Below are 23863 nucleotides of genomic sequence, written 5' to 3'. Positions count from 1 at the left end.
AGCGTACGTCGCCGCTACGGTCGCAGCATGGAGTTCCCGGAGACACTGTCGGCCGAGCGGCGTGCACTGATCGAGGACGCGGCCGCCAAACTGCAGACCGAGTACGGCGGAGGCTTCCTCGGGATGGTGTTGTCGGGCTCGGCGGGCCGCGGTCTGGAGACGGAGCGCTCGGATCTCGACGTGATCGTGGTGGTGTCCCCGGAGCTGGCCGACAAGCCGCTACCGCGCAACACCGAACTGGAGCTGCTGCCGGTCACGCTCCAGCACTTGGAGACTCTGGCGACGTTCGGAGACGACCAGTGGGGCTACCGCTGGTCGTACGCGTGGGCCCCAACGCTCCTGGACCACACCGGCGGGCGCATCGAGCAGGCCGTGGCGAGACAGACCCAGCTGAGCGAGGACGAGTCGCTGGCGGTCCTGAGCCAGCGGCTGGATGCCTGGATCAACCAGACCTACCGCTCACTCAAATCTGCCCGGGACGGCAACCTGCTCGCCGCACGGATGGACGCCGTCGAGGCGATCGCGCCGTTCCTGGACGTGGTGTTCGCACTCGACGGACAGGTCCGGCCGTACAGCAAATACCTCACCTGGTCGCTGCAGCACCACCCGCTCGCGAGCTGGCCGACCGACGAACTGCTGGAGACCATCGAGCAGTACCTCGCGGGCAATCCCGAGGCGATCAGGCAGAGTCTCCGCCGCGTGCAGAGCACTGAACTCCCACTGGTGCAGGAGATCTTCGACAGTTGGGCAGCCGAGCAGTACGACGCCTTACGGCGTTAGCGCGTCGTACCAGATGTCGCCCATCTTCAAGAAGCCCGCGTCGGTGGGGTGCAGCTTGTCCGCCGAGATGTCGGACATCGCCATGCGCTTGTTGAGGTCGACGAAACGGACATCTGCCCCGGTTGTACGGACAGCCTCGACCACACCGGGCACAGCCGCGTTGTAGGCCTCGATGCGCTCGTTCAGGCCGCGATCAGGCGAGGGCACGATCGACGCGACCAGAATCGTCACCCCCGGCACCTGCTCAGCTATGCGCGACACCAGATCCTGCAACCGCGCAGGAGCGTTGGCCAGGTCGTGAGCCTGTACGACGTCGTTCGTGCCGATGTGGAGGAGCACATAGCGCGGACGGTTCAGAGTGAGCCAGTAGTCGATCCAGGAGCGCAGTTCGTCGATCCGCATGCCCGGGTGGCCCTCGTTGTCCCGGTCCGGCAGATTGCCCCAGCGGATCGAGCCGACGAAGTTCACTCGCGGTCCGCCCTGCAGGTGCTGCCACAGCGACGTGCGATAGCTGACGCCCGTCTCCGGGTTGCCGTAGGTGATGGAGTCGCCGAGCGGCATCAGCCGCACCCCACCGACGTCCGGAGTCGCCGGTCCCATCGCGAGGACGGCCGCAACGAAGAGCGGCACGGCGAGCAGACGAAGCTTCACACCGGAAATCTAGACCAGGGGAAAAGTAGCTCCGCTGTACCCACCCAGAAGGGCGGGGTGAGTACAGCGCAGCCGCCTAGTTGGCTTCTTTCGTTGCCCAGTAGTGCCATTGTGGGGACGCGACTGGGGAACGGGTCAGGCCGTCCGGCCACGTGGCCGGCAGGTCATGACTCCGTGCCGCGTACAGGGTCACCTCCGATGCGCTGCGGTCCCCGCGGACCGCGACCCGCGCGGCGGTCTCGGCACGCATGTCGGCCAGATAGTGGATGGCCGGCAGGAACTCCGCGCTCAGCCGGGGGCTGAGTCGTCCGACCGGCTCGTCGTCGAGACGGATCTCGACCACGTTCCGCGGCCGGTCCTGAATGGTGTCCTCCTCCTCGATCGCATGCATGGTGGCGTAGGCCCAGCACTCGCCCTCCGCCCGGAAGAACGGTGCCAGGATCTCCGGATGCACCTCGCTGCCCGGTACGACGATGCCGCTGCCGGGCGGCAACAGGTGGAAGCTCCCCGGCGGGGGCAGGTTCACCGGGACGAGCATGTGCGGCTGGCCCAGGGCCACCGCGACACTGGCGTGGAACTCCGTGCCTTCCGCGTCCTTGCCGACCCAGTCGGCCGGCTCCCATTCACTCACCCACAGGTGACACGGAACCTGCGGTTGCAGTCCTTGGGCCACCAACTCCGAAAGCACCGGGTGGTAGCGATGTGCGTCGTCCCTCGGCAAGTAGCCGACAACCTTCCCCTGCACGCGGACTGCGATCGATCGGGGGTCGAATCGGTTGTGCGGTTCCGGGACCAGGTCCGCCTCGGTGTCCAGATCTGCGCCGCGAGCCGGAATGGGATCAGGAAACAGGCTTCGGATCGCCTGCTCGTGCGGAGCCTCCCGCACGACCTCCTGACCGCACCACAGCGCATCGCCCCACAGGCTGAACGGAATCAGTTCCATATGTGCCCTCCAGTCCCCGCTGACCGGTTTACTCGGCTCATCCCGTCCAGAGGCCTGGCCGTTACACCGAGTGAGCGTATGAAAACTAGACTGCCCCGGTAAGGGCCGTTTCACGCATGGAATCAGGCTCTGTTGTGCAACGGTAGCCGTGCGTCCGCACTCTGGACGACGATCGTCTTGTGCAGCGAGCGAAACGGCGAAGATCGTGCAGATGCACGGGAAGGAACGTCATGCAGGGCAGCAGTTCAGTCGCTCGATCGACTGACAGAACCGGTTCAGCAATCGTCTCGGAAACGGCGGGTGCAGCCGCTGTCGAGGCTGCCGTCTCGCGGCTCGACGGGATCGCGATCCGGACCCCGCTGGAGCGCAATCTGCGCCTGTCGGAGCGCACCGGAGCCCAGATTCTGCTCAAGCGCGAGGACCTGCAGATCGGTCGCTCCTACAAGCTTCGCGGGGCCTACAACCTGATCGCCCAGCTCGACGACGAGAGTAAGTCGGCGGGGGTGGTCTGTGCCAGCGCGGGCAACCACGGGCAGGGTCTGGCATATTCGTGCCACGCGCTCGGAGTTCACGGAAAAGTTTTCGTTCCGCGGACCACGCCGCGCCAGAAGCGGGACCGGATCGCGGCCCTCGGCGGCAAGCAGATCCAGGTGATCGTCACCGGTGACACGTACGACGACGCGGCCGCGGCAGCACTGGCGGACGCGGCGGCAACGGGCGCGACGATGGTTCCGGCCTTCGACGATCCGCGCACGGTGGCCGGCCAGGGCACGGTCGCCGTCGAGATCGTCGAGCAGCTGGGCCATGCACCCGACGTACTGGTGGTGCCGGTCGGCGGCGGTGGGCTGATCGCCGGCGTCGTGAGTTGGCTGTCGGCGCGTCATCCTGGCGTGCGGATCGTCGGTGTGGAGCCGGCCGGTGCCGCGAGTATGGCGGCCGCGTTGGCTGCTGGTGAACCGGTGACGTTGCCGCAGCTGGACAGCTTCGTCGACGGCGCCGCCGTACGACGGGTTGGTGACGTCACGTTGCCGCTGGTCGCGAGCGCCGGGGTCGAGATGATGTCCGTGCCGGAAGGACTGGTGTGCAGCGAGATGCTCGAGCTGTACCAGGTCGACGGTCTGATCGCCGAGCCCGCAGGCGCTTTGTCGACAAGCGCCCTGGGCAACGGTCTGGTCGTGCAGCCGGGTGAGACCGTGGTCTGCCTGCTCTCCGGCGGGAACAACGATGTCAGCCGGTACGGCGAGATCGTCGAGCGCTCGCTTGTCCACGAAGGGCTCAAGCACTACTTCCTGGTGACGTTCCCGCAGGAGCCGGGGGCGTTGCGCCAGTTCCTGGACGGCGCGCTCGGCCCGGACGACGACATCACCCTGTTCGAGTACGTGAAGCGCAACAACCGGGAGACCGGTGTCGCGCTGGTGGGGATCGAGATCAGCCGGGCCGACGACCTGGACGGCCTGTTGGCCCGGATGGATGCGGCCCCGCTGGACATCGACCGCATCGATCCGAACTCCCCCGAGTTCCGCTACCTGATCTGATCCTGACCCCGCCGCAGCCATGCCGCGGCGGGACCAGAAGTCGTCAGTGGCTGGTCGGCTTGGTGTGCCGCGGGTCGTACGGATGCGTTCCGTCGGCCCAGTGGCTCTCGCCCTCGTTGTCCGCATCCGGCTGCGTGCGAGCCGCATTCGGTACGTCGCCGGCGGTCGGCATCGTGCCGCGATCCGGCATCCGCTCGCGATCCGTCGTGCTGTCACGATCCGTCGTGCCGTCACGGTCACCGGTGAAGTCGCGATCGGCGGTCGAGTTGCGATCCGTGTCCGGCATCTTGGCGGCGGCCTCAGCGCGGTGCTGCTCCGCCTCGCGGTCGGCGGCCTTGGCGGCCTCGCGACGCTCGGTGGCGCCGGCGGCCAGGCGGCGGGCCTCAGCGGCCTTCTCCTCGGACTCCGCCTGCGCACGCATCGCGCGGGCGTTGACCTCGTCGGCCGCGGCGTGCTGACGCTCGGCGTGGGCCGCGGCGATCCGCGACTCCTGTTCCTTCTCGTACGCCTCCTGCCGCTGCTGCTCGGCCTGCTGCCGCTCGTGTTCCGCGCGGCGCTTCGATGACGTCTTGGATGCGCCGGCGATCAACGCAACCAGGATGACCAGGACTGCGAGGGCGACGACGATCCAGAGGACGGTCATTCCATCCATGGTTCCTCCTCTGTCGGGGGTTCCCGCTGCGGTACCCGCCGCCCACGCGGACTAACCTGCCCGGCCCTCGAACCGATAGGTGCCTGCAGCAACATTCAGGTCACCCGTGGAATCAGGCAAACGAATGATTGCCGTGGTGTTGGCCGGCACCGTCACCTCCAGCTGAAAACCACGGGCAGTGATCTTCCAGTTGCTGACCACCTGCCCGTACGGCGTCTCCAGCGTGAAGTCGGACCGGGTGATCCCCGCTCCCGGCTGCGGTGCGATCAGGATCTTGCGGTAGCCCGGTTCGGCCGCCGAGACCCCGGCCAGGGTCCGGTACATCCACTCGCCGACCGCGCCGTACGCGTAGTGGTTGAACGAATTCATACCGACGTCGTTGAAGGTGCCGTCCGGGTTGATCGAGTTCCAGCGCTCCCAGACCGTGGTCGCGCCCTTGCCGATCTCGTAGCCCCAGGACGGGTACGACGTGTTCTGCAGCAGCTTGTACGCGAGATCCGAGCGACCCACCTTGGTCAGCACCGGCAGCAGCCCGTCCACGCCGAGGAAGCCTGTGGACAAGTGCGTGTCCCGCCGCAGGATGGTGTTCGCGAAGTGCTCACCGGACTTGGTGACGTCGGGGATCAGGTCGTTGGTGAAACCGAGGATGTACCCGGTCTGGCTGTCTGATCCGACCTTCCCGTCGGCCGCCACGAACCGCGCGATCCACGCCGCCCGTACGTCGTCGTACAGCTTCCGGTACTTCGTTTCGTCCGCGCTGTTGCCGATTGCCGCAGCCATCTGGCTGAGCTGCCGGGCACCCTTGGCCATGAACGCCGTACCGATCAGATCACCCGGTGTCGGGTCGTCCAGGTTGAGCCAGTCGCCGTAGTCGCCGCCACCGCGGATCAGACCGGGCGAGTGCGAGGCCAGGTAGTCGACGTACCGCGCCATGGACGCGTAGTGCGTGCGGATGACGTTCGTGTCGCCGTAGGCCTGCCAGAGAGTCCATGGCACGTTGACACCGGCATCCGCCCAGCCGGCGTTGCCGAGTCCACCGTCGAACGAGTTGGGCACCGTGGGCGCGACACTCGGGTACGAGCCATCGGCCGCTTGGCTGTCACGCAGGTCCTGCAACCACTTGGTCAGGAACGCCTGTGAGTCCAGGTTGTAGACAGCGGTCCGGGCGAACACGTTGATGTCGCCGGTCCAGCCCATGCGCTCGTCACGCGCCGGAGTGTCGGTCGGAATCGAGAGGAAGTTCCCGCGCTGGCCCCAGACGATGTTGCTGTGCAGCTGATTCACCAGTGCGGAGTTGGTGTGGAACGTGGTCGTCTGCGGACTGTCAGTGCCCATCACCACGCCAGTGACCGCGTCGGCCGGCGCACTCAACTCGACGTACCGGAAGCCGTGGAAGGTGAAGCGTGGCTGGTAGGTCTCGGGCTGGTCAGTGGCGAAGGTGTAGTGGTCAGTGGCCTTCGCACCACGCAGGTTGTCGGTGTAGAGGGTCCCGTCCGGGTTCAGCACCTCGCCGTACCGGATGGTGACTGTCTGGCCGGGCTGGCCGGTCAGCTTGACCCGTGCGACACCGACCATGTTCTGTCCGAGGTCGTAGAGGTACTTGCCCGGCGTCGGTGAGGCAATTGCCTTTGCTGACAGCGTTTGAGTCACTCGGACCGGCTGGTCGGCCTGCGGGATCAGCTGTGCCGTCGCACTCGGCCGCAGCAATGCAGGCGACCACTCAGCCGGCGTACGGCGTGCGTCATAGCTCTCGCCGTTGAGCAGATCAGCAACCCGTACGGCGCCTGGCGCGGTCTGCCACGTCTGATCGGTGCCGACTACATCCGTGGTGCCGTCGGAGTATGTGACGCGCAGTTGGGCGGTCAGTGCGGTATCGCTGCCGTACTTCTGCGATCCGAACATCGCCACGTTGCCTGCGAACCAACCTGGGGCCACTTCGGCTCCCAGCACGTTCTGACCGGGCCTGAGCTGCCGTGTGACGTCGTACGTCTGGGACTGGATCCGCAGGCGGTAGTCCGTCCAACCGGGCGCCAACTGCTGGTTGCCGACCTTGTTGCCGTTCAGGCTCAGCTCGTAGATTCCCTGCGCGGCGGCGTACATCCGGGCGCGGACGACCTTCTTGCCGGCGGGAACCGTCACCGTCCGGCGGAACACAGGGAGCGGCGGACCCGGAAGCCACAGATCGGTGTTGCCCTTCACCTGCAGGTCGCCAGTCGGCAGCACCGTGCCGTCGGGGAAGGTCTGGTCACCGGGCGCGAAGGCTGTGTCGACAAGCTTCTTGCCAGCTGCGTTGGTCACCACCAGGTTGTGCACAACGCCGCTCTCAGCTCCGTTGGTCCGGAAGCCCACGATGCCCGGCGCGTTGTGGTCGGACCGCTCACGCTGGTCGACCTGCGTGCCGTCGATCCAGGTAGTGATGCTCTGGCCGGCGACCGTGATGCGCAGGTGGTGCTTCTGACTCAGGTCGATGCTCAGCGGGATCTCACCGAGTACGACGTACCCGCCGCCCACCTGCCGGACGTGCGGGCGCAGCTTCGCGCCGTCGACCGAATTGAGCTGCCACATGTAGCCGATGCCACCCCGGCCGCGGAAGAACACACCGAGCGCATCCTTCGTGACGGTGACATCCGCATCGACGGTGTAGTCGGTCCACTCGGCGCCCGGCTGACTGTTGGCGCCGATCCACTGACCACTCCAGTCAGCAGGCTTCAACTGCGCCGTTTCGAACGTCGCTGGGTCGGACCAGCGCGTAGCGCGGCCGTTCTCGTCCCAGACCCGGACCGACCAGAAGTACTGCGTGTAAGGCTTCAGCGCGCTACCGGCGTACTCGACCTCGACGGAACGGTCGGAGCGGACCACGCCGCTGTCCCATGCGTCGGGGTGCTGGAGCTTCGAGGCACTGGTCGCCACCCGGACCTGGTAGCGCGTCTGCGCGGCGCCGCGGCGGTCGCTGTCGAGCTGCCAGCTCAGCCGCGGCGCACCGGCCGCGATACCGAGTGGTTCGGTCAGAGCGTTGGTCTTGAGGTTGTGCACCTGAGGTGCTGGAGCGGCCGATGCCGTGGAGATCGGCATGGCCAGGAGGGTCGCCAAGGCAAGGCAGACCCCTCGAAGGTGTCGAGGCATTGCGAGACTCCTCAGTCAGTGGGGCGGGACTGCAGGGGAGTTACACCAGACCGCGGCGGGCGGCCCAGACGATGGCTTCGATCGCGGTACCGAACCCGAGCCGGTCGCAGATCAGGCGGGTCCGGCGGCGGACGGTCCGTTCGGACAACTGCAACCTGCGCGCCACCGCGTCCATCGGCAAGCCGGTGGCGAGGAGGCGGAGCAGCTGCAGATCGTCATGGCTGATCTCCCGCGGCGGTACCCGCTGCGGGCGCAGTTCCTGAGGGAGGACGGTCATTACGGATCACCTGGTTCCGAACACCCGGGACTCGGCGGCGTCCCAGTCGGCCGGTTTGCCCTGCGGGGTGTAGCGCCGCAGGCGATGGGTGGAGCGGACCAGTGCGCGCATGGCGGCCAGGTCCGGCAGAGGCTCGCCGAGTGCGCGAGCTTGGACGAGGACGTTGCCGAGGGCCGACGCTTCGACCGGGCCGGCCAGGACCGGCAGACCGCAGGCGTCCGCGGTGAGCTGGCAGAGCAGCTCGTTCTGGGAGCCGCCTCCGATGACATGCAGTACGTCGACAGGCCGGTCCGCGAGCTCTTGCGCCGACCGCAGCGTCCGCCGGTAGGCGAGCGCCAGACTCTCCAGCACACACCGCACGATGACGCCCTTCGGTGCGTCCCCGATCCGAGCCGGCATGTCACCTGGAGCTAGGAACTCTGGTGCATCCGGATCGATGAGTAGCGCGAAGGGTGGCGCGGCTGCTGCTTCTGCGAGCAGTCTGGGCAGGTCGTCGTCCTGCCAGACGCGTTGGCACTCCTGGAGGATCCAGAGACCCATGACGTTGCGCAGGAAGCGGATCCGCCCATCCACTCCTCCTTCGTTGGTGAAGTTGGCCAGGCGTGCTTCCTCGGTCAGGACAGGCGCCTCCAGCTCCAGTCCGACCAGGGACCAGGTCCCCGACGAGATGTACGCGAACCGCTCGGTCTCCGTCGGCACACTCACCACGGCAGAGGCCGTGTCGTGCGAACCCACGGCAATCACCGGGGTCCCGTCGTACAAGCCGATCGTGTCGCCTGGCTCCCACAACCGAGGTAGGACACGCGATGGGATCCCCACGCGGTCCGCAAGCTTGTGGGCCCAGTCCCGCGCGCGTACGTCGTACAGCTGGGTGGTGGAGGCGTTGGTGCGCTCGACGCCGATCGATCCGGTGAGCCAGTACGCGAGCAGGTCGGGAATGAGCAGCAGGGTGTCAGCCTGGTCCAGCAGATGCTCAGCCATCAGCTGGTACAGCGTGTTGATCGGGAGCCGCTGCAGACCGGTGATCTGGTAGAGCTCCTCGGCCGACACCCCTTCCAGCGAGGTAGTAGTGCGGGCATCTCGATAGTGGAACGGGTTGCCGAGAAGCCGGCCTCCGGAGAGGAGGCCGTAGTCGACGGCCCAGGAGTCGATGGCCAGGGAGTCCACCGCACCCGCCTTGCGCAGGCCTTCGAGCGTTGAGCGATAGAGGTGGAGGATGTCCCAGTGCAGGGAACCGCGCACGTCGACCGGACCGTTCCAGAAGCGGTTGATCTCGGTCAAGTTCAACAGGTCGGGGCCGACTTCACCGACCATCACGCGCCCACTGGACGCACCGAGGTCGACCGCCGCGACGCGCTTCATACGACGGTGAGGTCGAGGCCGAGGAGGCCGGCCACAGCCTCCAGATCCTTGACGCGGTGCCCAGTCCCGAGCGCCCAGTGGTGTGCGACGCCGGACGCGGACCAGTCATCGGTCCACTCGCCCGGATCACGCCCGAAGTCCACCCGCGACGTCGTGTTGCCGATCTGCAGCAACGGCCCCGGCACGACGGTCCCCTCGGAAGCGATCAGGTGGAACGTACCGTCGCGCCGTTGACCCAGCCCACACAAGGTGACCGGTCCCTGACGCACGTCGAACTCGACGGACACACCCCACCCACGCTTGCCGTGGTAGACACCCAGCCCACGCAGCAACGGCTTCGCGGAACTGATCGCAAGGTGTGCCGGCCCGTCGTGGCCCATCTCCACCACGTTGTCGTGGAAGTTCAGCGCCTGCAGCTCGGTGAACGAACCACCCGCACCGAGCTTGTCCATCACCAGCATCGCCAGCGATGTCCGCAGCTCGTACTCACCCGCGGCCGGAATACCCCTTGCCGTGAGCAACGAAGCGCCGAGGATCATCCCGGCGGCAACCCGTTCATGCGTCTCGCCGTCCAGCCCGCGGTGATAGTAGGCGAGCGTGGTCAGGTCGAAGTCCTCGACCAGCCGATCCAGCGCCACCGACACCCGCGCTCCCCAGCGGAAGTCGTCCTCGACCACCGAATCGTCCAGCGTGAAGATCTCCCGCGCCAGGTCCATCCGCTCCGAAGTCTCGGAGTCGCTGACCTTCTCGACCCGCACCCGCAGATCGTCGATCTCGAGGATCTCCACATGCCCACCGAGCTGCGCCGAGACCAGCGTCGGATCGGTGACGACATCCATCATGCCGGGGTACAGATGCCCGAGCAGACCGTGCCGCCCATGCCGAAAAGCAGCCCGTACGCCGGCCGCCCGGATCCACCGCCCGATCCGCGCCCACGCCCGCTCGTCGTCCAGGTAGCCCGACACCGACCGGAAAGGCACCCCGCAACGCTCGAACGCGTTCGCCATCTCCGGCAGCGGACAAGCCCCGCAGTACGCGAGCCAGGCGCCCGTGTCGAAAGTCGCGTGGTCCATCGATTCGGTCGGCTGCAGGTTGAGCAGCAGCACCGGCGAACCACTCCGCTGCGCCACCGGTACCAGCATCGACGCCGTCATGTACGTCGTCAGGAAGCCCACGATCAGGTCGCAGTCCGCCAGTCGCAGCTTCTCCGCCGCGGCTGCACCTTCCTGCGCGTCGGAGATGAACCCGACGTCGATGACCTCGCAGTCCATCGCGCTGAACCGCTCAGACACCCGCCGAGCGGACTCCTGCAGCTGCGGCAGCAGTGTGGGGAACTGCGGCCAGTACGCCCCCAGCCCGCCCGCAACCAGACCGATCCGAGTCTTACGCCCCACCACCCGCGGGAGCGCGGCAACGGAGTCCGCTCGCATCATCAACCCCTACCGGAGGAACGCGGCAGCCACGCCGGCGTCGACTGGCACGTGCAGACCGGTGGTGTGGCTCAGGTCGCCGGCCACCAGGGCGAAGACGGCCGCCGCGACGTTCTCCGGCAGCACCTCTCGCTTCAGCAGCGTCCGCTGCGCGTAGAACGCACCCAGCTCCGACTCCGGTACGCCGTACACGGCCGCACGCTGTGCGCCCCAGCCCTTCGCGAAGATGCCCGACCCCCGGACGACGCCGTCCGGGTTCACGCCGTTGACGCGGACGCCGTACTCGCCGAGCTCGGCCGCGAGCAGCCGGACCTGGTGCGCCTGGTCGGCCTTGGCCGCGCCGTACGCGACGTTGTTCGGACCGGCGAAGACCGAGTTCTTGCTGGAGATGTAGATGATGTCGCCGCCGATGCCCTGGTCGATCAGGACCTTCGCCGCCGCCTGCGAGACCAGGAACGAGCCCTTGGCCATCACGTCGTGCTGCAGGTCCCAGTCGCGTTCGGTGGTCTCCAGCAACGACTTCGAGATCGACAGACCGGCATTGTTGACGATCAAGTCCACGCCACCGAAGGCCAGCACTGCCTCGGCGAGGGCCTGGGAGACCGCCGTCGCATCGGAGACATCCGCTCCGACCGCGACAGCGACGTCAGTGGACCCGATCTCCTTGGCGACCGCTTCAGCCGCGGCGAGATCGAGATCGGCGACCACAACACACGCGCCCTCGGCCGCGAGCCGCTGCGCGATCGCCTTGCCGATGCCCGAACCGGCGCCGGTCACCAAAGCCACTCGGGTCGCCAGCGGCTTCGGCTTGGGCATCCGCTGCAGCTTGGCCTCCTCCAGCGCCCAGTACTCGATCCGGAACTTCTCCCGCTCGTCGATCGGCGCGTACGTCGAGACCGACTCCGCGCCACGCATCACATTGATCGCGTTGACGTAGAACTCGCCGGCCACCCGCGCGGTCTGCTTGTCCTTGCCGAAGCTGAACATTCCGATACCCGGCACCAGCACGATCGCCGGGTCCGCACCCCGCATCGCTGGGCTGTTGGCGTCTGCGTGCCGCTGGTAGTAGGCCGAGTACTCCTCGCGGTACTCCGCGTGCAGCTCTTTCAGCCGCGCGACTGCGCCCTCGATCGGCGCACTCGGCGGCAGGTCGAGGACGAGCGGTCGCACCTTGGTGCGCAGGAAGTGGTCGGGGCACGAGGTACCGAGCGCGGCCAGCTCGGCGAGCTTGGCCCGCGAGGTGAACTCCAGTACGACGTCCGGGTCGGAGAAGTGCCCGACCTGCGGCTTGTCGGTCGAGGCCAGCCCGCGGATCACCGGGGCGAGCGCTGCCGCCCGCTCGCGCCGCTCGGCCGCCGGGAGCGGCTCGAAGCCTTCAACCACCGGGCCGAACGGTTCGGCGATCCCGCGGTCGGCGAGGAACTGCTCCGCCGTACGGATGATCTCGAGGGAGTTCGCCTCGCACTCGTCCGAGGTGGCGCCCCACGCGGTGATGCCGTGCCCGCCGAGGATGCAGCCGATCGCCTGCGGGTTGTCCCGATGCACGGTCGCGATGTCGAGCCCGAGCTGGAAGCCGGGCCGCCGCCAGGGCACCCAGACCACGCGGTCTCCGAAGCACTCGGCGGTCAGCTTCTCGCCGTCCGCAGCCGTCGCCAGTGCGATCCCGGAGTCGGGGTGCAGGTGGTCGACATGCGGCGCATCCACGAGCCCGTGCATGGCGGTGTCGATCGACGGCGCCGCACCGCCCTTGCCGTGCAGGCAGTAGTCGAAGGCGGCGACCATCTCGTCCTCGCGCTCGACGCCCGGGTAGACGTCGACCAGCCCACGCAACCGGTCGAGCCGCAGGACCGCGAGCCCGGCCTCGGTCAGCGTGCCGAGATCACCGCCGGAACCCTTGACCCACAGCAGGTCGACGGGCTGCTGGGTCACCGGATCCGTCTCGGAACCCTTCGCCGACGTGTTGCCGCCGGCGTAGTTGGTGTTCCGGGGGTCGGCACCCAGGCGGTTGCTCCTGGCAACGAGTTCCATCACGCTCCCCACCCGGCCTGCTGGCCGTCGGCCCGGTCCTTGACGATCTGTTCGAAGTACCCGCTGCGCTTGTACGCCGCGATCGGGTCCGGGTCGAGCCCCTGCGACTCGCGCAGCTCGGCCAGCAGCGGCCGGACGTCGGTGTTGTACGCATCCATCACGACCGCGTTCGCCTCCAGCACGTCACCGGCTTGCTGCGCCTTCTTCAAGGCATCGCGGTCGACCAGCAACGCCTTCGCGGTGGCCTCCTGGACGTTCATCACCGAACGGATGATCGCCGGGATCTTCACCTCGATGTTGTGACACTGGTCGAGCATGAACGCGATCCCGCGGTCCGGGTCCAACGCATCACCTCGGGCGATCTCGTTCATGATCCGGAACAGCTGGAACGGGTCAGCCGACCCGACCATCAGGTCGTCGTCGGCATAGAACCGGCTGTTGAAGTCGAAGGCGCCGAGCTTCTGCACCCGCAGCAGGAACGCCACGATGAACTCGATGTTCGTTCCCGGCGCGTGGTGCCCGGTGTCGATACATACCGTTGCCTTCGGCCCCAGTTCGAGACAGTGCGCGTACGACGTGCCCCAGTCCGGTACGTCGGTCGTGTAGAAGGCCGGCTCGAACAGCTTGTACTCCAGCAGCATCCGCTGGTCGTCGCCGAGCCGGTCGTACACCTCTTTGAGGGCCGTGGCGAGCCGGTCCTGGCGGTCCTGGATATCGTCCTGGCCCGGGTAGTTCGTGCCGTCGGAGAACCACAGCTTCAGGTCGCGGGACCCGGTCGCGTCCATGATGTCGACGCACTCGAGCAGGTGATCCGTGGCCTTGCGCCGGATCCGCGGGTCAGGGTTGGTGACGCTGCCGAGCTTGTAGTCGTCGTCCTGGAACACGTTGCTGTTGATCGCGCCGAGCCGGACCCCCTGCTCCTTCGCGTACGCCGCCAGCTCGGCGTAGTCGTCGACCTTGTCCCAGGGGATGTGCAGCGCGACGCTCGGCGCGACCCCGGTGAACCGGTGCACGACGGCCGCGTCGGCGATCTTCTCCTGCGGCGATCGCGGCACACCCGGCTGGGCGAACACCTTGAAGCGGGTCCCGGAGTTCCCGAACGCCCACGAGGGGAGCTCGATCTCCTGACGTGTGAGGGCATCCGTCACGCTGCTCATATTCAGTCCTCTGATAGGTGGAAGATCTCCGGGAGCAGCTGGAACGATTCGTCCGGCGCCGCACCGTCGGTCCCTTGGAAGAATTCGGTCATCTCGGCCTGCCAGCGGGCGTTCACCTCGGTGGCCGCCATCGCCCGCTGCGCCGCGTCCAGATCCGGCGACTCGACGTACCCGATCAGCAGTCCGTCGTCGCGCAGGAAGAGCGAGTAGTTGTGCCAGCCCGCTTCGCGTAACGCCGCCTGCATCTCCGGCCAGACGTCGCGATGACGGTCGACGTACTCGTCGAGGCGGTCGGTGCGGACCTGCAGACAGAAGCAGTAACGATTCATGGTCAGAAGTCGAATTTGTCGATGTTGTCGGCGGTGAACTCGGTCGGCGGGCCGAGGACGATCTCACCGTCCGCGCCGACCGTGTAGTCGCCGAGCTTGCCGGCCTTGAACTTCTCGCCCTCGGCGCCGGTGATCTGGCCCGAGCTCAGCGCGGCACCGGCGTACGCCGCCAGGTAGCCGATGTCGGCGGGGTTCCAGAGCGCGAACTTCTTCACCGTGCCGTCCTTGACGTACTGCCGCATCTGGTTCGGCAGCCCGAGGCCGGTGATCGCGACCTTGCCCTTGTAGCTGGAGGCGCTCACGTACCGCGAGGCGGCCGCGATACCGACCGTGGTCGGCGAGACGATCACCTTCAGGTTCGGGTAGGTCTGCAGCAGGCCCTGCGCCTCGGTGAACGACTTCTGGTCGTCGTCATTGCCGTAGGCAACCTTGACCAGCTTGAGCTTGGCGTTCTCCGGCTTGGCCAGTTCCTTCTTCATGACCTCGATCCAGGAGTTCTGGTTCGTGGCGTTCGGCGTCGCGGACAGGACGGCGATCTCACCGGAACCGCCGGCCAGCTCGCTCGCCATCTTCACCAGGCTCTCGCCGATGCCCTGCGTGGTCGCCTGGTTGATGAAGGCGTCCCGGCAGGTCTTGGAGGCGTCGGAGTCGAAGGTGACGACCTTGATTCCGGCCTTGCGTGCCTGGTTCAGCGAGGGGCAGACGGCGTTCGGGTCGTTGGCGGCGACCACGATCACGTTCTGCTGCTGCTGGATCAGCGTGTTGATGTAGCTGACCTGCGAGGACGCGCTGGCGTCGTTCGGCCCGACCAGCTTGTAGGTGCCCTTGATCTCGTCGACCGCGACCTTGCCGCCGCCGACCTCGACATCGGTGTAGGGGTTGTTCAGCTGCTTCGGGAGATAGGCGATCTTCAGCCCCTCCTTGAGCGGCGCGTTCGGATCCGCCTTGCCGGCCGTGCTTTCCGGCGCTGCCGTGGCCTGGCCCTCGGTGCTGGACTTCGTCGTACCGCCACACGCGGTCAACGCCAGAAGCGCGACCGCGACGGTGAGGGGCTTACGCATGGTTCGTCCTTTCAGGTACGACGGAGCTTGCTTGCCAGGTTGGGACCGAGCACGGAGGCGATCAGCAGGACGCCGGTGACGACGTTCAGCGCCTCGTTGGAGACATCGGAGAGGCGGAGTGCGTTCTGCAGCGAACCGAGCAGGACGACGCCGGCGATGACACCGGGCAGGGCGCCCTTGCCACCGAAGATCGAGACGCCACCGAGCAGTACGGCGGCGACCACCGCGAGCTCGAGTCCGGCGCCATTGTCGGCACGCGCGCTGGAGTAACGCAGCGTCCAGAGCACTCCGGCCAGACCCGAGATCACGCCACTGGCGACGTACAGCCAGAACTTGAGGCGGCCGGGCCGGATCCCGGCGAACCGAGCAGCCTGCTCACCCGCCCCGACCGCGAAGACCGCACGGCCGATCGGGGTCGCGTGCAGGATCAGGCCGAAGATGACGGCCAGTACGACGATCACGAGCAGCACGTTCGGGATCGGCGTACCGGCGATGGTTCCGGTGACCCAGTCGGTGTAGACGGCCGGGAAGTCGGCGACCGCGCCGTCGCCGAGGACGACGAACGCGAGGCCGCGGTAGAGGGCGAGCGTACCGATCGTGACCGCGAGCGACGGAAGGCCGAGGACGGTGACGAAGAAGCCGTTCACCGCGCCCAGGACCGCGCCGAGCAGCAGGCAGATCGGGATGATCGTCTCGATCGGCTGGTTCGCGTTCCACAGGTAGCCCATGACCGCGCTGGACAGGCCGAGCGTGCTGGCAACACTCAGGTCGATCTCGCCGGTCACGATGACCAGCGTCATCGGGAGAGCAACCAGCGCGATCGGCAACAGGTCGAGGACCAGGAAGCCGAAGTTCTGGCCGGTGCCGAAGTTGTCGACGCTCGCGGCGGCGATGATCAGGACCAGCACGGTGATCGCGATGATCGCGACGTTCCAGTTGGCCCAGTTGAGCTGGCGGCCGCCGCGGGTTTCGGTGAGCTCAGCCGACATGGGAGCCTCGCTTCTTCAGACCGGCCGCGACCCGCACGGCGACCAGCCGGTCCGCGCCGATCGCGAGCAGGATCAGGCCGCCGACGATCGCCTGCTGCCAGAACTGGTTGATCTCGAGGACGGCGAGCGCACTGCCGATCGTTGTCAGCAGCAACGCACCGAGCGCGGCGCCCCAGACGGTCCCGCTGCCGCCGAAGACTGCTACTCCACCGACGACGACGGCCGCGACGACGTTCAGTTCGAGCCCGGTTCCGGCTGCGGCGTCGATCGTGCCGAAGCGCGCGGCGAACAGCACGCCCGCGACCCCGGCCAACGCACCGCTCACCAGAAACGCCCCGACCGTACGGCGGCCAACCGGAATGCCGGCGAGTTGGGCGGCCTGCGGGCTGGAGCCCATCGCGTACAGCTCACGGCCGACCCGGTAGTTGCGCAGGACGACTGCCGTCACGACCAGGACCACCACGGCCAAGATCACGAGCCACGGGATCTCTGCGGTGCCGAAGTTGAGGAAGCTCGGCGGCAGCTCATCCGCGTTGATCTGACTCCCACCGGCCCAGAAGTACGTCACACCGCGCAGCACATAGAGCGTTCCGAGCGTCACCACCAGCGCAGGGACCTGTCCGTACCGGACCAGTACGCCATTGAGAACACCGCAGAGCGCGCCGACCATCGCACCGACTAACAGCGCCAGGATCACCGGCGTACCGGGATTGTGCTGGAGCAGCGTGCCGACCGTGAAGGCGCTCAGCCCCAGGACCGAGCCGACCGACAGATCGATGTTGCGGGTGATCACCACAACGGCCTGGCCGACCGCCAGAACGGCCAGGATCGCGGTGTTGAGCAGGATGTCGCGGATGCTCTGCCCCGACAGGAAGCGTGGGTTCGAGATCGCGGTCACTGCCACGAGCAGCGCGAGCGCGATGACGATCCCCAGCTCCCGGGCGCGCAGTACGACCCCCAAGGTGTTGCGGTGGGGCGCCGGGATCTGGACTGCGGTCATACCGTCGCCTCCTGCCCGGTAGCGGCGAACATGACCGACTCCTCGGTCGCCTCCGCGCGGCTCAGCTCGGCGACCAGGCGGCCCTCGCGCATCACCAGCACGCGATCGGCCATCCCGAGCACCTCGGGCAACTCCGACGAGACCATCAGTACGGCGACTCCCTCCGCAGCGAGGCTGGACATCAACCGGTGCACCTCGGCCTTGGTGCCGACGTCGATGCCGCGGGTCGGCTCGTCGACGATCAGCACCCGGGGATTGGTGGCGAGCCACTTGGCCAGCACGACCTTCTGCTGGTTGCCGCCGGAGAGCGTGCCGACCTCGTCGGACAGTCGCCCGTACTTCGTCTTGAGGCGCTCGGTCCAGTCCTTGGCGGAGCGGCGTTCGCTGCTACCGGTCAGGAAGCCGAGCTGGGACAGCGAACGCGAGCGCGGCAGCGTCACGTTGCGCTCGATCGACAGCTCCATCACCAGGCCCTGCTGCCGGCGGTCCTCGGGGACCAGCGCGACCCCGGCGGCCATGGCCTGCTTGGGGTTCTTGGGTTTGAGGGTCTTGCCGAGCACCTCGACGGTGCCCGCGTCACGCGGGTCGACGCCGAAGATCGACTGCACCACCTCGGAGCGGCCGGAGCCGACCAGACCTGCAAGCGCGACGATCTCGCCGGCGCGGACCTCGAACGAGATGTCCCTGAAGACCGGGTCGCGGGTCAGGCCCTCGACCTTGAGCACGGTGGCGCCCGGATCGACGTCCTGCTTGGGGAAGAGCGCTTCGAGATCGCGGCCGACCATCCGGCGCACCATCTCGTCGACGCTGGTGTCTTCGAGCCGGTCGGTGGAGACGTGCTTGCCGTCGCGCATGATCGTGACCCGCTGACAGAGCGCGGTGATCTCCTCGAACCGGTGCGAGATGAACAGCAGCGCGGCGCCGTCGTCGCGCAGCGACCGGGCGACCGCGAACAAGCGCTCGACCTCGACGCCGGTGAGCGCCGCGGTCGGCTCGTCCATCACCACGACCCGAGCGTCCACGGAGAGCGCCTTCGCGATCTCGACGAGCTGCTGATCGGCGATCGAGAGGCCGCGGGCCGGCCGGTTCGGGTCGATCGACACGCCGAGGCGGGTGAAGAGCCGCTCCGCCTGGCTCACCATCGCCGGCCGGTCGATCGCATTGAAACGACCCAGTGGCTGGCGGCCCATCGCGATGTTCTCCGCGACGGAGAGGTCGGGGAACAACGTCGGCTCCTGGTAGATGACCGCGATCCCGGCCGCCTTCGCGTCCGCGGGGCCGTTCAGGGCGAGCGCCGTACCGTCGAGCTCGAGGGTGCCGGCGTCCGGGCGGTGCACTCCGGCCAGCATCTTCACGATGGTGGACTTGCCGGCACCGTTCTCGCCGACCAGCGCGTGCGCTTCACCACCGGACAGATCGAAAGAGACGTCCCGGACCGCGGCGACCGCGCCGAACGACTTCGACACGCCCCGGACCCGCAGCAGTGCCGCCATCGGTCACCTCCCGCTCGCCTCTGAAAGGTTTCAAGGTTGTGGGAGGAAAGTACGGGCGGCCCCGGGTGGGCGTCAAGAGGTGGACTCCGGATTCGTCGGATCTCGCGGTAGGCTTCGGCCACTAAGACGTTTCAAACTGACCCGGGAGAGTGGGCGTGACAGCGGACGACACCCGGCGCCGGGGACACACCGCGGGCGTGAAGGCCGTCGCGGCCGCCGCCGGCGTCTCGCTGGGCACGGTGTCGAACGTGCTGAACCGGCCCGAGCTCGTCAGCCCCCTGACCCGGGCCAAGGTCGAGGCCGCAATGGCCTCCCTCGGCTTCGTCCGCAACGAGTCGGCCCGCCAGCTCCGCGCCGGCAGCAGCCGGATCCTCGCGTACCTGATGCTCGACGCCGGCAACCCGTTCTTCACCGACGTCGCCAAGGGCGTCGAGGAGGCAGCCCGCGCGGCCGGTCTGTCGGTCTTCCTCTGCAACAGCAACGAGGACGCCGAGCGCGAGGCCGACTACCTCGACCTGCTCGAGCAGCAACGGGTCCAGGGCGTGCTGATCACTCCGATCGACCAGCAGTCCTCGCGGCTGCGTTCATTACCCGCGCGCGGTACGCCGGTGGTCGTGGTCGACCGCGCGATCGACGACGGCGAGCACTGTTCGGTCGCGGTGAACGACATCCTCGGCGGCGAGCTCGCGATCGCGCACCTGCTCGAGCTCGGCCACGAACGGATCGCGTACGTCGGCGGTCCGCTGACGATCGGCCAGGTCGTGGACCGCCGCGACGGCGGCCGGAACGCGCTGCGCAAGGCCGGTCGCTCCGAGGACGCGCTGATCGAGATCACCACCGGCGCGCTCACCGTCGCCGAAGGTAGGGGCGCTGGGCAACGACTTGCCGGCCTCCCGGCTGCTCGCCGGCCGACCGCCGCGTTCTGCGCGAATGACCTGCTGGCGCTGGGTTTGCTGCAGCAGTGCGTGAGCCTCGGTCTGCGTGTTCCGGAGGACCTCGCCATCGTCGGGTACGACGACATCGAGTTCGCGGAGGCTGCCGCCGTACCGTTGACGTCGGTGCGGCAGCCGCGCCAGCTCCTCGGCCGGACCGCGGCTGAGCTGCTGCTGGACGAGTCGTCGAATCCGGACCACGAGCACCAGCGCGTCACGTTTACGCCGGAGCTCGTCGTACGGACTTCTACTCGGGGAGCGCTACTTCCCTAGTGTCAGCTGGGGATCTGTGGCGATGGCGGCCAGCTGTTGCCAGGTCACATCGGGATGCTTCACGCCCTTGGGGAGTCCGTCGGCGACGCGTTTGAGGCTGTTCATGCCAAGGGCTGCTGCGATGACCACCTGGCCGTCCGGGCGGACGTACCGAACGAACTGTCCACCGCTCTCGCGGTAGGTGACGCCCTTGGAGTTCTGAACCGCGCCGACCGTGCCGAAGGTCACCCTGCGGCCGTTGGGTGTCAGGCGCTCGGAGCAGGTCATCCGAAGCAGGTCTGGGGTGTAGGCCGGGCCGCACCACTTGTCCTTCGCCAGTGCGTGGCGAGGGGAGGCGATGGAGACCCACAGCAGTCCTGTGCCGCCGGACTGCTTCCATGGCTGCAGAAGCGTGAACTGGCCGACCGCATTGCCGTCTCGGACACCGATCGGCTTGCCGCTGGTGTCGGCGATGTACTTGCGGGACTTGCCTAGATGGTTCTGCGAAGTGAGGTCCACCTCCAGCGCCAGGAATCGCAGGTGGGCCGTGTATTTCGCGTCGTCCACCCGGGGGGTCTGGCTCGCCACGGGCGGGTCAGCTGAGGAGACCGGCAGGTACTGCGCGCCCAGTGCTGCTACCGCTGCGACTGAGGCCGCTGCGGCCAGTCCACCGGTGATCCGGCGCCGCCGCAGATTTTTCCGACCCCGTGCCACGTCTGCGACCGGGTCGATCGGCTCCGGCGCGAACTCGGTCAACACGCTGCTCTGCATGCGCTCGCGCAACTCTTGCTCGTTCATCGCTGCTCCTGAGTGAGTACGGTCGGCTCGGTCAGCCGAGCGCGAAGATTGTCGAGGGCGCGAGCGGACTGACTCTTGACCGTGCCGGTGCTGATCCGCAGGTCGGCAGCGACCTCGTCAACGCTCAGATCGAGCCAGTACCGCAGTACGACGATCCGCCGTTGCCGCGGCCCGAGCGCCGCGAGCGCCCGCACAAGCTCGTCATGCCCGTCCAGATCCGGCCCGGGAACCGGCTCTTCCGGCAGCTGCTCCGTCGTCAACTCGCGACGCCACAACCGACGGCCCGCGTCGATGTTCGTGCGCACCAGAATCTTGCGCAGGTACGCGTCCTCGGCACCCTGCCGATGGATCCGCGGCCAAGCGGCGTACAGCTTCACCAGCGCGGTCTGCACCAGGTCCTCAGCCGCGTACCGATCACCACACAACAGGTACGCCGCACCCACCAGACGTGACCGCCGCGCCCGGACAAAGTCCGAGAACTCCTGATCACGCCGTGACTCGCCACTCATCGCTGCCCCTCGCCGTCGATTGCCGATCGTAAAGACGGGCAGCTCCGCAGCAGGGTTGCATGCTGCGCTCGGCTCTCATGCTGCGGCTTGCGTGGTGACTTTGTCGCGGCGCGTGGTGACTGACGTGCGTACTCGGCCGAGCACCTCCGCAGTGGCTGGGCGCTGCGACGGCCGACCATAGGCGGGGTGGCTGAGGGGTCCGATGGCTGAGGAGCATGGTTGCTGCGCGCCGCACGCTCTGCGTCGCCTGAGGCCGACGGGCTCTGGTTGCTGCCCCGGAGGCATGCGTCGGCGTGTGGCTGCCTCCTGGCTGCTGCCTCCTGGCTGGGGCCTCCTGGCTGGGGCCACCGCCGCTGTCCGACGGAACCGCCGTTCCCGAGCCTGCTGCTCCGGCGCGCCCGATCCTGCCGTCCCAGGCGCGATAGGCCAGCCCCGTCATCCCGCCCCGTTCGGCGAAGCCACCCAACCCAACCCAGCGCGACGATCCAACCCCGGCCAGTCCGTCCGGGATGCCGCCCCTATCCACACCACCACGACGAGCCAACCCCGCCCACTCCGTCCGGAAGCCACCGTCATCGACACCGGTCCGAGAAGCCGGCCCCGGCCAGCCCCCGTCGAGAGACAGCGCAATTCTCACCAGCGCGAGGAGCTAGGTCGCACGGGCTGGGGGCGAGCTCGATCACCGCAAACGAGCACGCCTCCGGGGTACGGGTCATGGCCGGGCCCTCCCCGTCGGGGCGGCCTCGCAGAGGCGGGCATGCCGCTGCCAGCCACTGGGCGACCGGCACGCCGCGCAGGGTGCAGAGTCGCTTGCCAGCCGCATGGCCGGGCGACGAGCCGTGGTGTTGGCGCAAAGCCTGCTTGCCAGCCTGGTCGGCTGACAGGTTCTGGTGTTGGCAGAGACTGGGCTTACGGTCTGGCTGCTGAGGTGGCCTTGGTAGCCCATGGGTCCGAGTGGGTGGGGACCAATGAGGTCAGCCTGGTTCGGAGGGCTTCGCGGGCAGCGGCGAGTGTCGGGTTAGAGACGGTGCTCGCGGCGGGGAGCCGTTCCGGCTGCTCACGAGTCGGATCGCTAGCTACACCCGCCCGGCCAGCGCCAGTACTCCGGGCGGGCGTGTTCCAGGTGATGAGGTTGGCGAGGGTGGTGGGGTCGGTTGGGGGTGGGTCGGCCCAGGTGGGGCGGGTGACGTGGACGATGCCTTCGGTGATGGTGATGGTCCATTGGCCGGTGTGGACGGCGCGGTGGTGGAGGGCGCAGAGCAGGGCGAGGTTGTTCAGGCTGGTGGGTCCGCCGTCGGCCCAGTGGATGAGGTGGTGGGCGTGGCACATCCAGGGTGGTGCTTTGCAGACCACGCAGCCTTTGTCGCGTTTGTTGAGGGCTCGGCGGAGGTAGCGGTTGACGAAGCGTTGTTCGGTGCCGACGTCGAGGGGTTGGGAGTCGCTGCCGAGCACGATCGGCAGGACCGCCGCGTCGCAGGCCATCAGGCGGACGGCGGCGGCGGACAGGTTGCCGCCGAACACCAACTCACCCACACCACTAGATCCACCCCCCGCAGCAGGCCTACCCGCAGCAGCAGGTCCACACTCCGCGCGAGATCCGCGCACCGCGCCAGGTCCACTCACCGGAGCAGGTCCACCCGCACCAGGTCCATCCGATGCGCCAGGTCCGGCCGTCGCGGTACCGAAACCGTTCAGGCCGGCATCGAGGGCGGTTTTGAGGTCGTTGTAGTCGATGGTGACGGTCACATGCGGGACGCCGGGGTGGTCGGGGTTGCCGGCCGCCGCGTCGAGGATCGTCCTCAGCGCGTCGGCTTGGCGCTTGTCGCGGGGCCGCGGATCCAGCTCACCATCGATCGTCTTGTGCGGCTTGGAGAGCTTGTGGATCTGGGTCTCGAACAACTCGGCGCTGTCACCGGCCAGGAACCCGGTGAACTTCACGCCGCCGTCGGATCGGCGCAGCCGCAGGGATTCTTTGGCGCAGGCCTCGTCTTCGGCGGGTTCGGGGCCGTCGGTGTCCAGCGTGGCGAGGACTTTGTGGGCGAAGCGGGTGAGCTCGCGGGGGTTGGCGACGCGGGAGGCTTCGACCATTTGTTCTTCGGCGACGGTCAGCACCTCGACCGGGACACTCGCCGGTGCCTTCTCCAACGTCGTGACGATGACCTTGGCCTGCTCGGGAGACAGGACCGCGGGACGGGAAGGGTCACCAGGGTCGGGCAGGGCGGCGGTGACGGCGGGGTACTTGTGCAGGCACCCGGCGAAGGTGAGGTCTTTGCGGACCTCGGCCCGGTCGAGGCGGTAGCGCAGTGAGACCAGCTCGACGGTGTCGCGGGCACCTAGTTCTTGGGCGGTGCCCATTTCGTCGAGGCGGCCGATGAGCTGGAGTTCGTAGGTTTTGAGCAGCGCAGCGGCGGCCTTGAGGGTGTCGAGAGTGGACAGCAGTTCGCTGCCGCTCTGCGACCACACCGGGGGCATCGCCACGATCTCCATACCCAACACCCTAGACACGGCCACCGACAGTTTCCGAGCTCAGAACCCCTTATATACAAAGGATCTGTGGGCAAT

At 67.8% G+C, this 23863-nt stretch carries 20 protein-coding genes; 3 read left to right on the top strand and 17 right to left on the bottom strand.

Translation table 11 applies throughout. The features are described 5' to 3' along the window. Window positions 1-27: 27 nt before the first annotated feature. On the top strand, window positions 28-780 hold the full coding sequence (locus ABZS29_RS26655; protein WP_355465673.1) for a nucleotidyltransferase domain-containing protein: 753 nt from the start codon (window positions 28-30) through the stop codon (window positions 778-780). Here ABZS29_RS26655 and ABZS29_RS26650 read toward each other — a convergent pair. Both ABZS29_RS26650 and ABZS29_RS26645 read right to left on the bottom strand, forming a co-directional pair. Continuing rightward, complete coding sequence (locus tag ABZS29_RS26650; protein WP_355465671.1) at window positions 769-1431, bottom strand: SGNH/GDSL hydrolase family protein; 663 nt, start codon at window positions 1429-1431, stop codon at window positions 769-771. The genes ABZS29_RS26655 and ABZS29_RS26650 overlap by 12 nt on opposite strands. A gap of 76 nt (window positions 1432-1507) precedes the next feature. Beyond that, window positions 1508-2374 carry an HIRAN domain-containing protein gene (locus ABZS29_RS26645; protein WP_355465669.1) on the bottom strand — a complete coding sequence of 289 codons (867 nt, stop codon included), beginning with the start codon at window positions 2372-2374 and terminating at the stop codon, window positions 1508-1510. 230 nt (window positions 2375-2604) lie between these two features. Here ABZS29_RS26645 and ilvA point away from each other — a divergent pair, with 230 nt between their 5' ends. Continuing rightward, window positions 2605-3909: a threonine ammonia-lyase IlvA gene (gene ilvA, locus ABZS29_RS26640; protein ID WP_355465667.1), complete on the top strand. Its 1305-nt coding sequence runs from the start codon at window positions 2605-2607 to the stop codon at window positions 3907-3909. Window positions 3910-3952: 43 nt separating this feature from the next. Here the strand turns inward: ilvA and ABZS29_RS26635 are convergent, their stop codons facing one another. The 12 genes from ABZS29_RS26635 to ABZS29_RS26580 all read right to left on the bottom strand — a co-directional run bounded on the left by ABZS29_RS26635 (window position 3953) and on the right by ABZS29_RS26580 (window position 18810). After that, window positions 3953-4561, bottom strand: coding sequence for a hypothetical protein (locus tag ABZS29_RS26635; protein ID WP_355465665.1), 609 nt, complete (start codon window positions 4559-4561; stop codon window positions 3953-3955). Between the two features lie 51 nt (window positions 4562-4612). After that, complete coding sequence (locus ABZS29_RS26630) at window positions 4613-7633, bottom strand: family 78 glycoside hydrolase catalytic domain (protein ID WP_355465663.1); 3021 nt, start codon at window positions 7631-7633, stop codon at window positions 4613-4615. Window positions 7634-7724: 91 nt separating this feature from the next. Beyond that, a complete protein-coding gene (locus tag ABZS29_RS26625; RefSeq protein ID WP_355465661.1) occupies window positions 7725-7961 on the bottom strand; it encodes a LuxR C-terminal-related transcriptional regulator in 237 nt (78 codons plus the stop codon). A 6-nt stretch (window positions 7962-7967) separates the two neighbouring features. Continuing rightward, window positions 7968-9323: a rhamnulokinase family protein gene (locus ABZS29_RS26620; RefSeq protein WP_355465659.1), complete on the bottom strand. Its 1356-nt coding sequence runs from the start codon at window positions 9321-9323 to the stop codon at window positions 7968-7970. Next, on the bottom strand, window positions 9320-10753 hold the full coding sequence (locus tag ABZS29_RS26615) for an L-fucose/L-arabinose isomerase family protein (RefSeq protein ID WP_355465657.1): 1434 nt from the start codon (window positions 10751-10753) through the stop codon (window positions 9320-9322). Before ABZS29_RS26615 ends, ABZS29_RS26620 begins: the two co-directional genes overlap by 4 nt. 9 nt (window positions 10754-10762) lie before the next feature. Next, complete coding sequence (locus tag ABZS29_RS26610; protein WP_355465655.1) at window positions 10763-12781, bottom strand: bifunctional aldolase/short-chain dehydrogenase; 2019 nt, start codon at window positions 12779-12781, stop codon at window positions 10763-10765. Then, on the bottom strand, window positions 12781-13938 hold the full coding sequence (gene rhaI / locus ABZS29_RS26605) for an L-rhamnose isomerase (RefSeq protein ID WP_355465653.1): 1158 nt from the start codon (window positions 13936-13938) through the stop codon (window positions 12781-12783). Before rhaI ends, ABZS29_RS26610 begins: the two co-directional genes overlap by 1 nt. A 2-nt stretch (window positions 13939-13940) precedes the next feature. Further along, complete coding sequence (locus tag ABZS29_RS26600) at window positions 13941-14267, bottom strand: L-rhamnose mutarotase (protein WP_355465651.1); 327 nt, start codon at window positions 14265-14267, stop codon at window positions 13941-13943. Window positions 14268-14269: 2 nt separating this feature from the next. Then, a complete protein-coding gene (gene rhaS / locus ABZS29_RS26595) occupies window positions 14270-15328 on the bottom strand; it encodes a rhamnose ABC transporter substrate-binding protein (RefSeq protein ID WP_355465649.1) in 1059 nt (352 codons plus the stop codon). An 11-nt stretch (window positions 15329-15339) separates the two neighbouring features. Beyond that, window positions 15340-16317, bottom strand: a complete 978-nt coding sequence (locus tag ABZS29_RS26590) for an ABC transporter permease (RefSeq protein WP_355465648.1) — start codon at window positions 16315-16317, stop codon at window positions 15340-15342. Then, window positions 16307-17317, bottom strand: coding sequence for an ABC transporter permease (locus ABZS29_RS26585; RefSeq protein WP_355465647.1), 1011 nt, complete (start codon window positions 17315-17317; stop codon window positions 16307-16309). The genes ABZS29_RS26590 and ABZS29_RS26585 overlap by 11 nt, the downstream gene beginning before the upstream one ends. Further along, on the bottom strand, window positions 17314-18810 hold the full coding sequence (locus ABZS29_RS26580; RefSeq protein WP_355465645.1) for a sugar ABC transporter ATP-binding protein: 1497 nt from the start codon (window positions 18808-18810) through the stop codon (window positions 17314-17316). The genes ABZS29_RS26585 and ABZS29_RS26580 overlap by 4 nt, the downstream gene beginning before the upstream one ends. A gap of 155 nt (window positions 18811-18965) precedes the next feature. Here ABZS29_RS26580 and ABZS29_RS26575 point away from each other — a divergent pair, with 155 nt between their 5' ends. After that, window positions 18966-20015: a LacI family DNA-binding transcriptional regulator gene (locus ABZS29_RS26575; protein WP_355465643.1), complete on the top strand. Its 1050-nt coding sequence runs from the start codon at window positions 18966-18968 to the stop codon at window positions 20013-20015. On the opposite strand, the gene ABZS29_RS26570 is transcribed toward ABZS29_RS26575, so the two are convergent. From ABZS29_RS26570 to ABZS29_RS26560, 3 genes are all read right to left on the bottom strand, one after another. Further along, entirely contained in the window at window positions 20004-20792 is a 789-nt protein-coding gene (locus ABZS29_RS26570; protein ID WP_355465641.1) for a hypothetical protein, read from the bottom strand. The genes ABZS29_RS26575 and ABZS29_RS26570 overlap by 12 nt on opposite strands. Then, window positions 20789-21301, bottom strand: a complete 513-nt coding sequence (locus ABZS29_RS26565) for a SigE family RNA polymerase sigma factor (protein WP_355465640.1) — start codon at window positions 21299-21301, stop codon at window positions 20789-20791. Before ABZS29_RS26565 ends, ABZS29_RS26570 begins: the two co-directional genes overlap by 4 nt. Before the next feature lie 909 nt (window positions 21302-22210). Next, complete coding sequence (locus ABZS29_RS26560; RefSeq protein WP_355465638.1) at window positions 22211-23788, bottom strand: DUF222 domain-containing protein; 1578 nt, start codon at window positions 23786-23788, stop codon at window positions 22211-22213. Window positions 23789-23863: the final 75 nt, after the last annotated feature.

Origin of the sequence: Kribbella sp. NPDC005582 (assembly GCF_040605415.1) — a bacterium.
Lineage (GTDB): Bacteria > Actinomycetota > Actinomycetes > Propionibacteriales > Kribbellaceae > Kribbella.
This window is presented reverse-complemented; position numbering and strand designations above follow the sequence as displayed.

Bases quoted from the DNA above. Each gene is read 5' to 3' on its own strand.
- ABZS29_RS26655 (WP_355465673.1), top strand. From the start codon at position 28: ATGGAGTTCCCGGAGACACTGTCGGCCGAGCGGCGTGCACTGATCGAG.
- ABZS29_RS26645 (WP_355465669.1), bottom strand. From the start codon at position 2,374: ATGGAACTGATTCCGTTCAGCCTGTGGGGCGATGCGCTGTGGTGCGGT.
- ilvA (WP_355465667.1), top strand. From the start codon at position 2,605: ATGCAGGGCAGCAGTTCAGTCGCTCGATCGACTGACAGAACCGGTTCA.
- ABZS29_RS26635 (WP_355465665.1), bottom strand. From the start codon at position 4,561: ATGGATGGAATGACCGTCCTCTGGATCGTCGTCGCCCTCGCAGTCCTG.
- ABZS29_RS26630 (WP_355465663.1), bottom strand. From the start codon at position 7,633: ATGCCGATCTCCACGGCATCGGCCGCTCCAGCACCTCAGGTGCACAAC.
- ABZS29_RS26625 (WP_355465661.1), bottom strand. From the start codon at position 7,961: ATGACCGTCCTCCCTCAGGAACTGCGCCCGCAGCGGGTACCGCCGCGG.
- ABZS29_RS26620 (WP_355465659.1), bottom strand. From the start codon at position 9,323: ATGAAGCGCGTCGCGGCGGTCGACCTCGGTGCGTCCAGTGGGCGCGTG.
- ABZS29_RS26615 (WP_355465657.1), bottom strand. From the start codon at position 10,753: ATGCGAGCGGACTCCGTTGCCGCGCTCCCGCGGGTGGTGGGGCGTAAG.
- ABZS29_RS26610 (WP_355465655.1), bottom strand. From the start codon at position 12,781: ATGGAACTCGTTGCCAGGAGCAACCGCCTGGGTGCCGACCCCCGGAAC.
- rhaI (WP_355465653.1), bottom strand. From the start codon at position 13,938: ATGAGCAGCGTGACGGATGCCCTCACACGTCAGGAGATCGAGCTCCCC.
- ABZS29_RS26600 (WP_355465651.1), bottom strand. From the start codon at position 14,267: ATGAATCGTTACTGCTTCTGTCTGCAGGTCCGCACCGACCGCCTCGAC.
- rhaS (WP_355465649.1), bottom strand. From the start codon at position 15,328: ATGCGTAAGCCCCTCACCGTCGCGGTCGCGCTTCTGGCGTTGACCGCG.
- ABZS29_RS26590 (WP_355465648.1), bottom strand. From the start codon at position 16,317: ATGTCGGCTGAGCTCACCGAAACCCGCGGCGGCCGCCAGCTCAACTGG.
- ABZS29_RS26585 (WP_355465647.1), bottom strand. From the start codon at position 17,317: ATGACCGCAGTCCAGATCCCGGCGCCCCACCGCAACACCTTGGGGGTC.
- ABZS29_RS26580 (WP_355465645.1), bottom strand. From the start codon at position 18,810: ATGGCGGCACTGCTGCGGGTCCGGGGCGTGTCGAAGTCGTTCGGCGCG.
- ABZS29_RS26570 (WP_355465641.1), bottom strand. From the start codon at position 20,792: ATGAACGAGCAAGAGTTGCGCGAGCGCATGCAGAGCAGCGTGTTGACC.
- ABZS29_RS26565 (WP_355465640.1), bottom strand. From the start codon at position 21,301: ATGAGTGGCGAGTCACGGCGTGATCAGGAGTTCTCGGACTTTGTCCGG.
- ABZS29_RS26560 (WP_355465638.1), bottom strand. From the start codon at position 23,788: ATGGAGATCGTGGCGATGCCCCCGGTGTGGTCGCAGAGCGGCAGCGAA.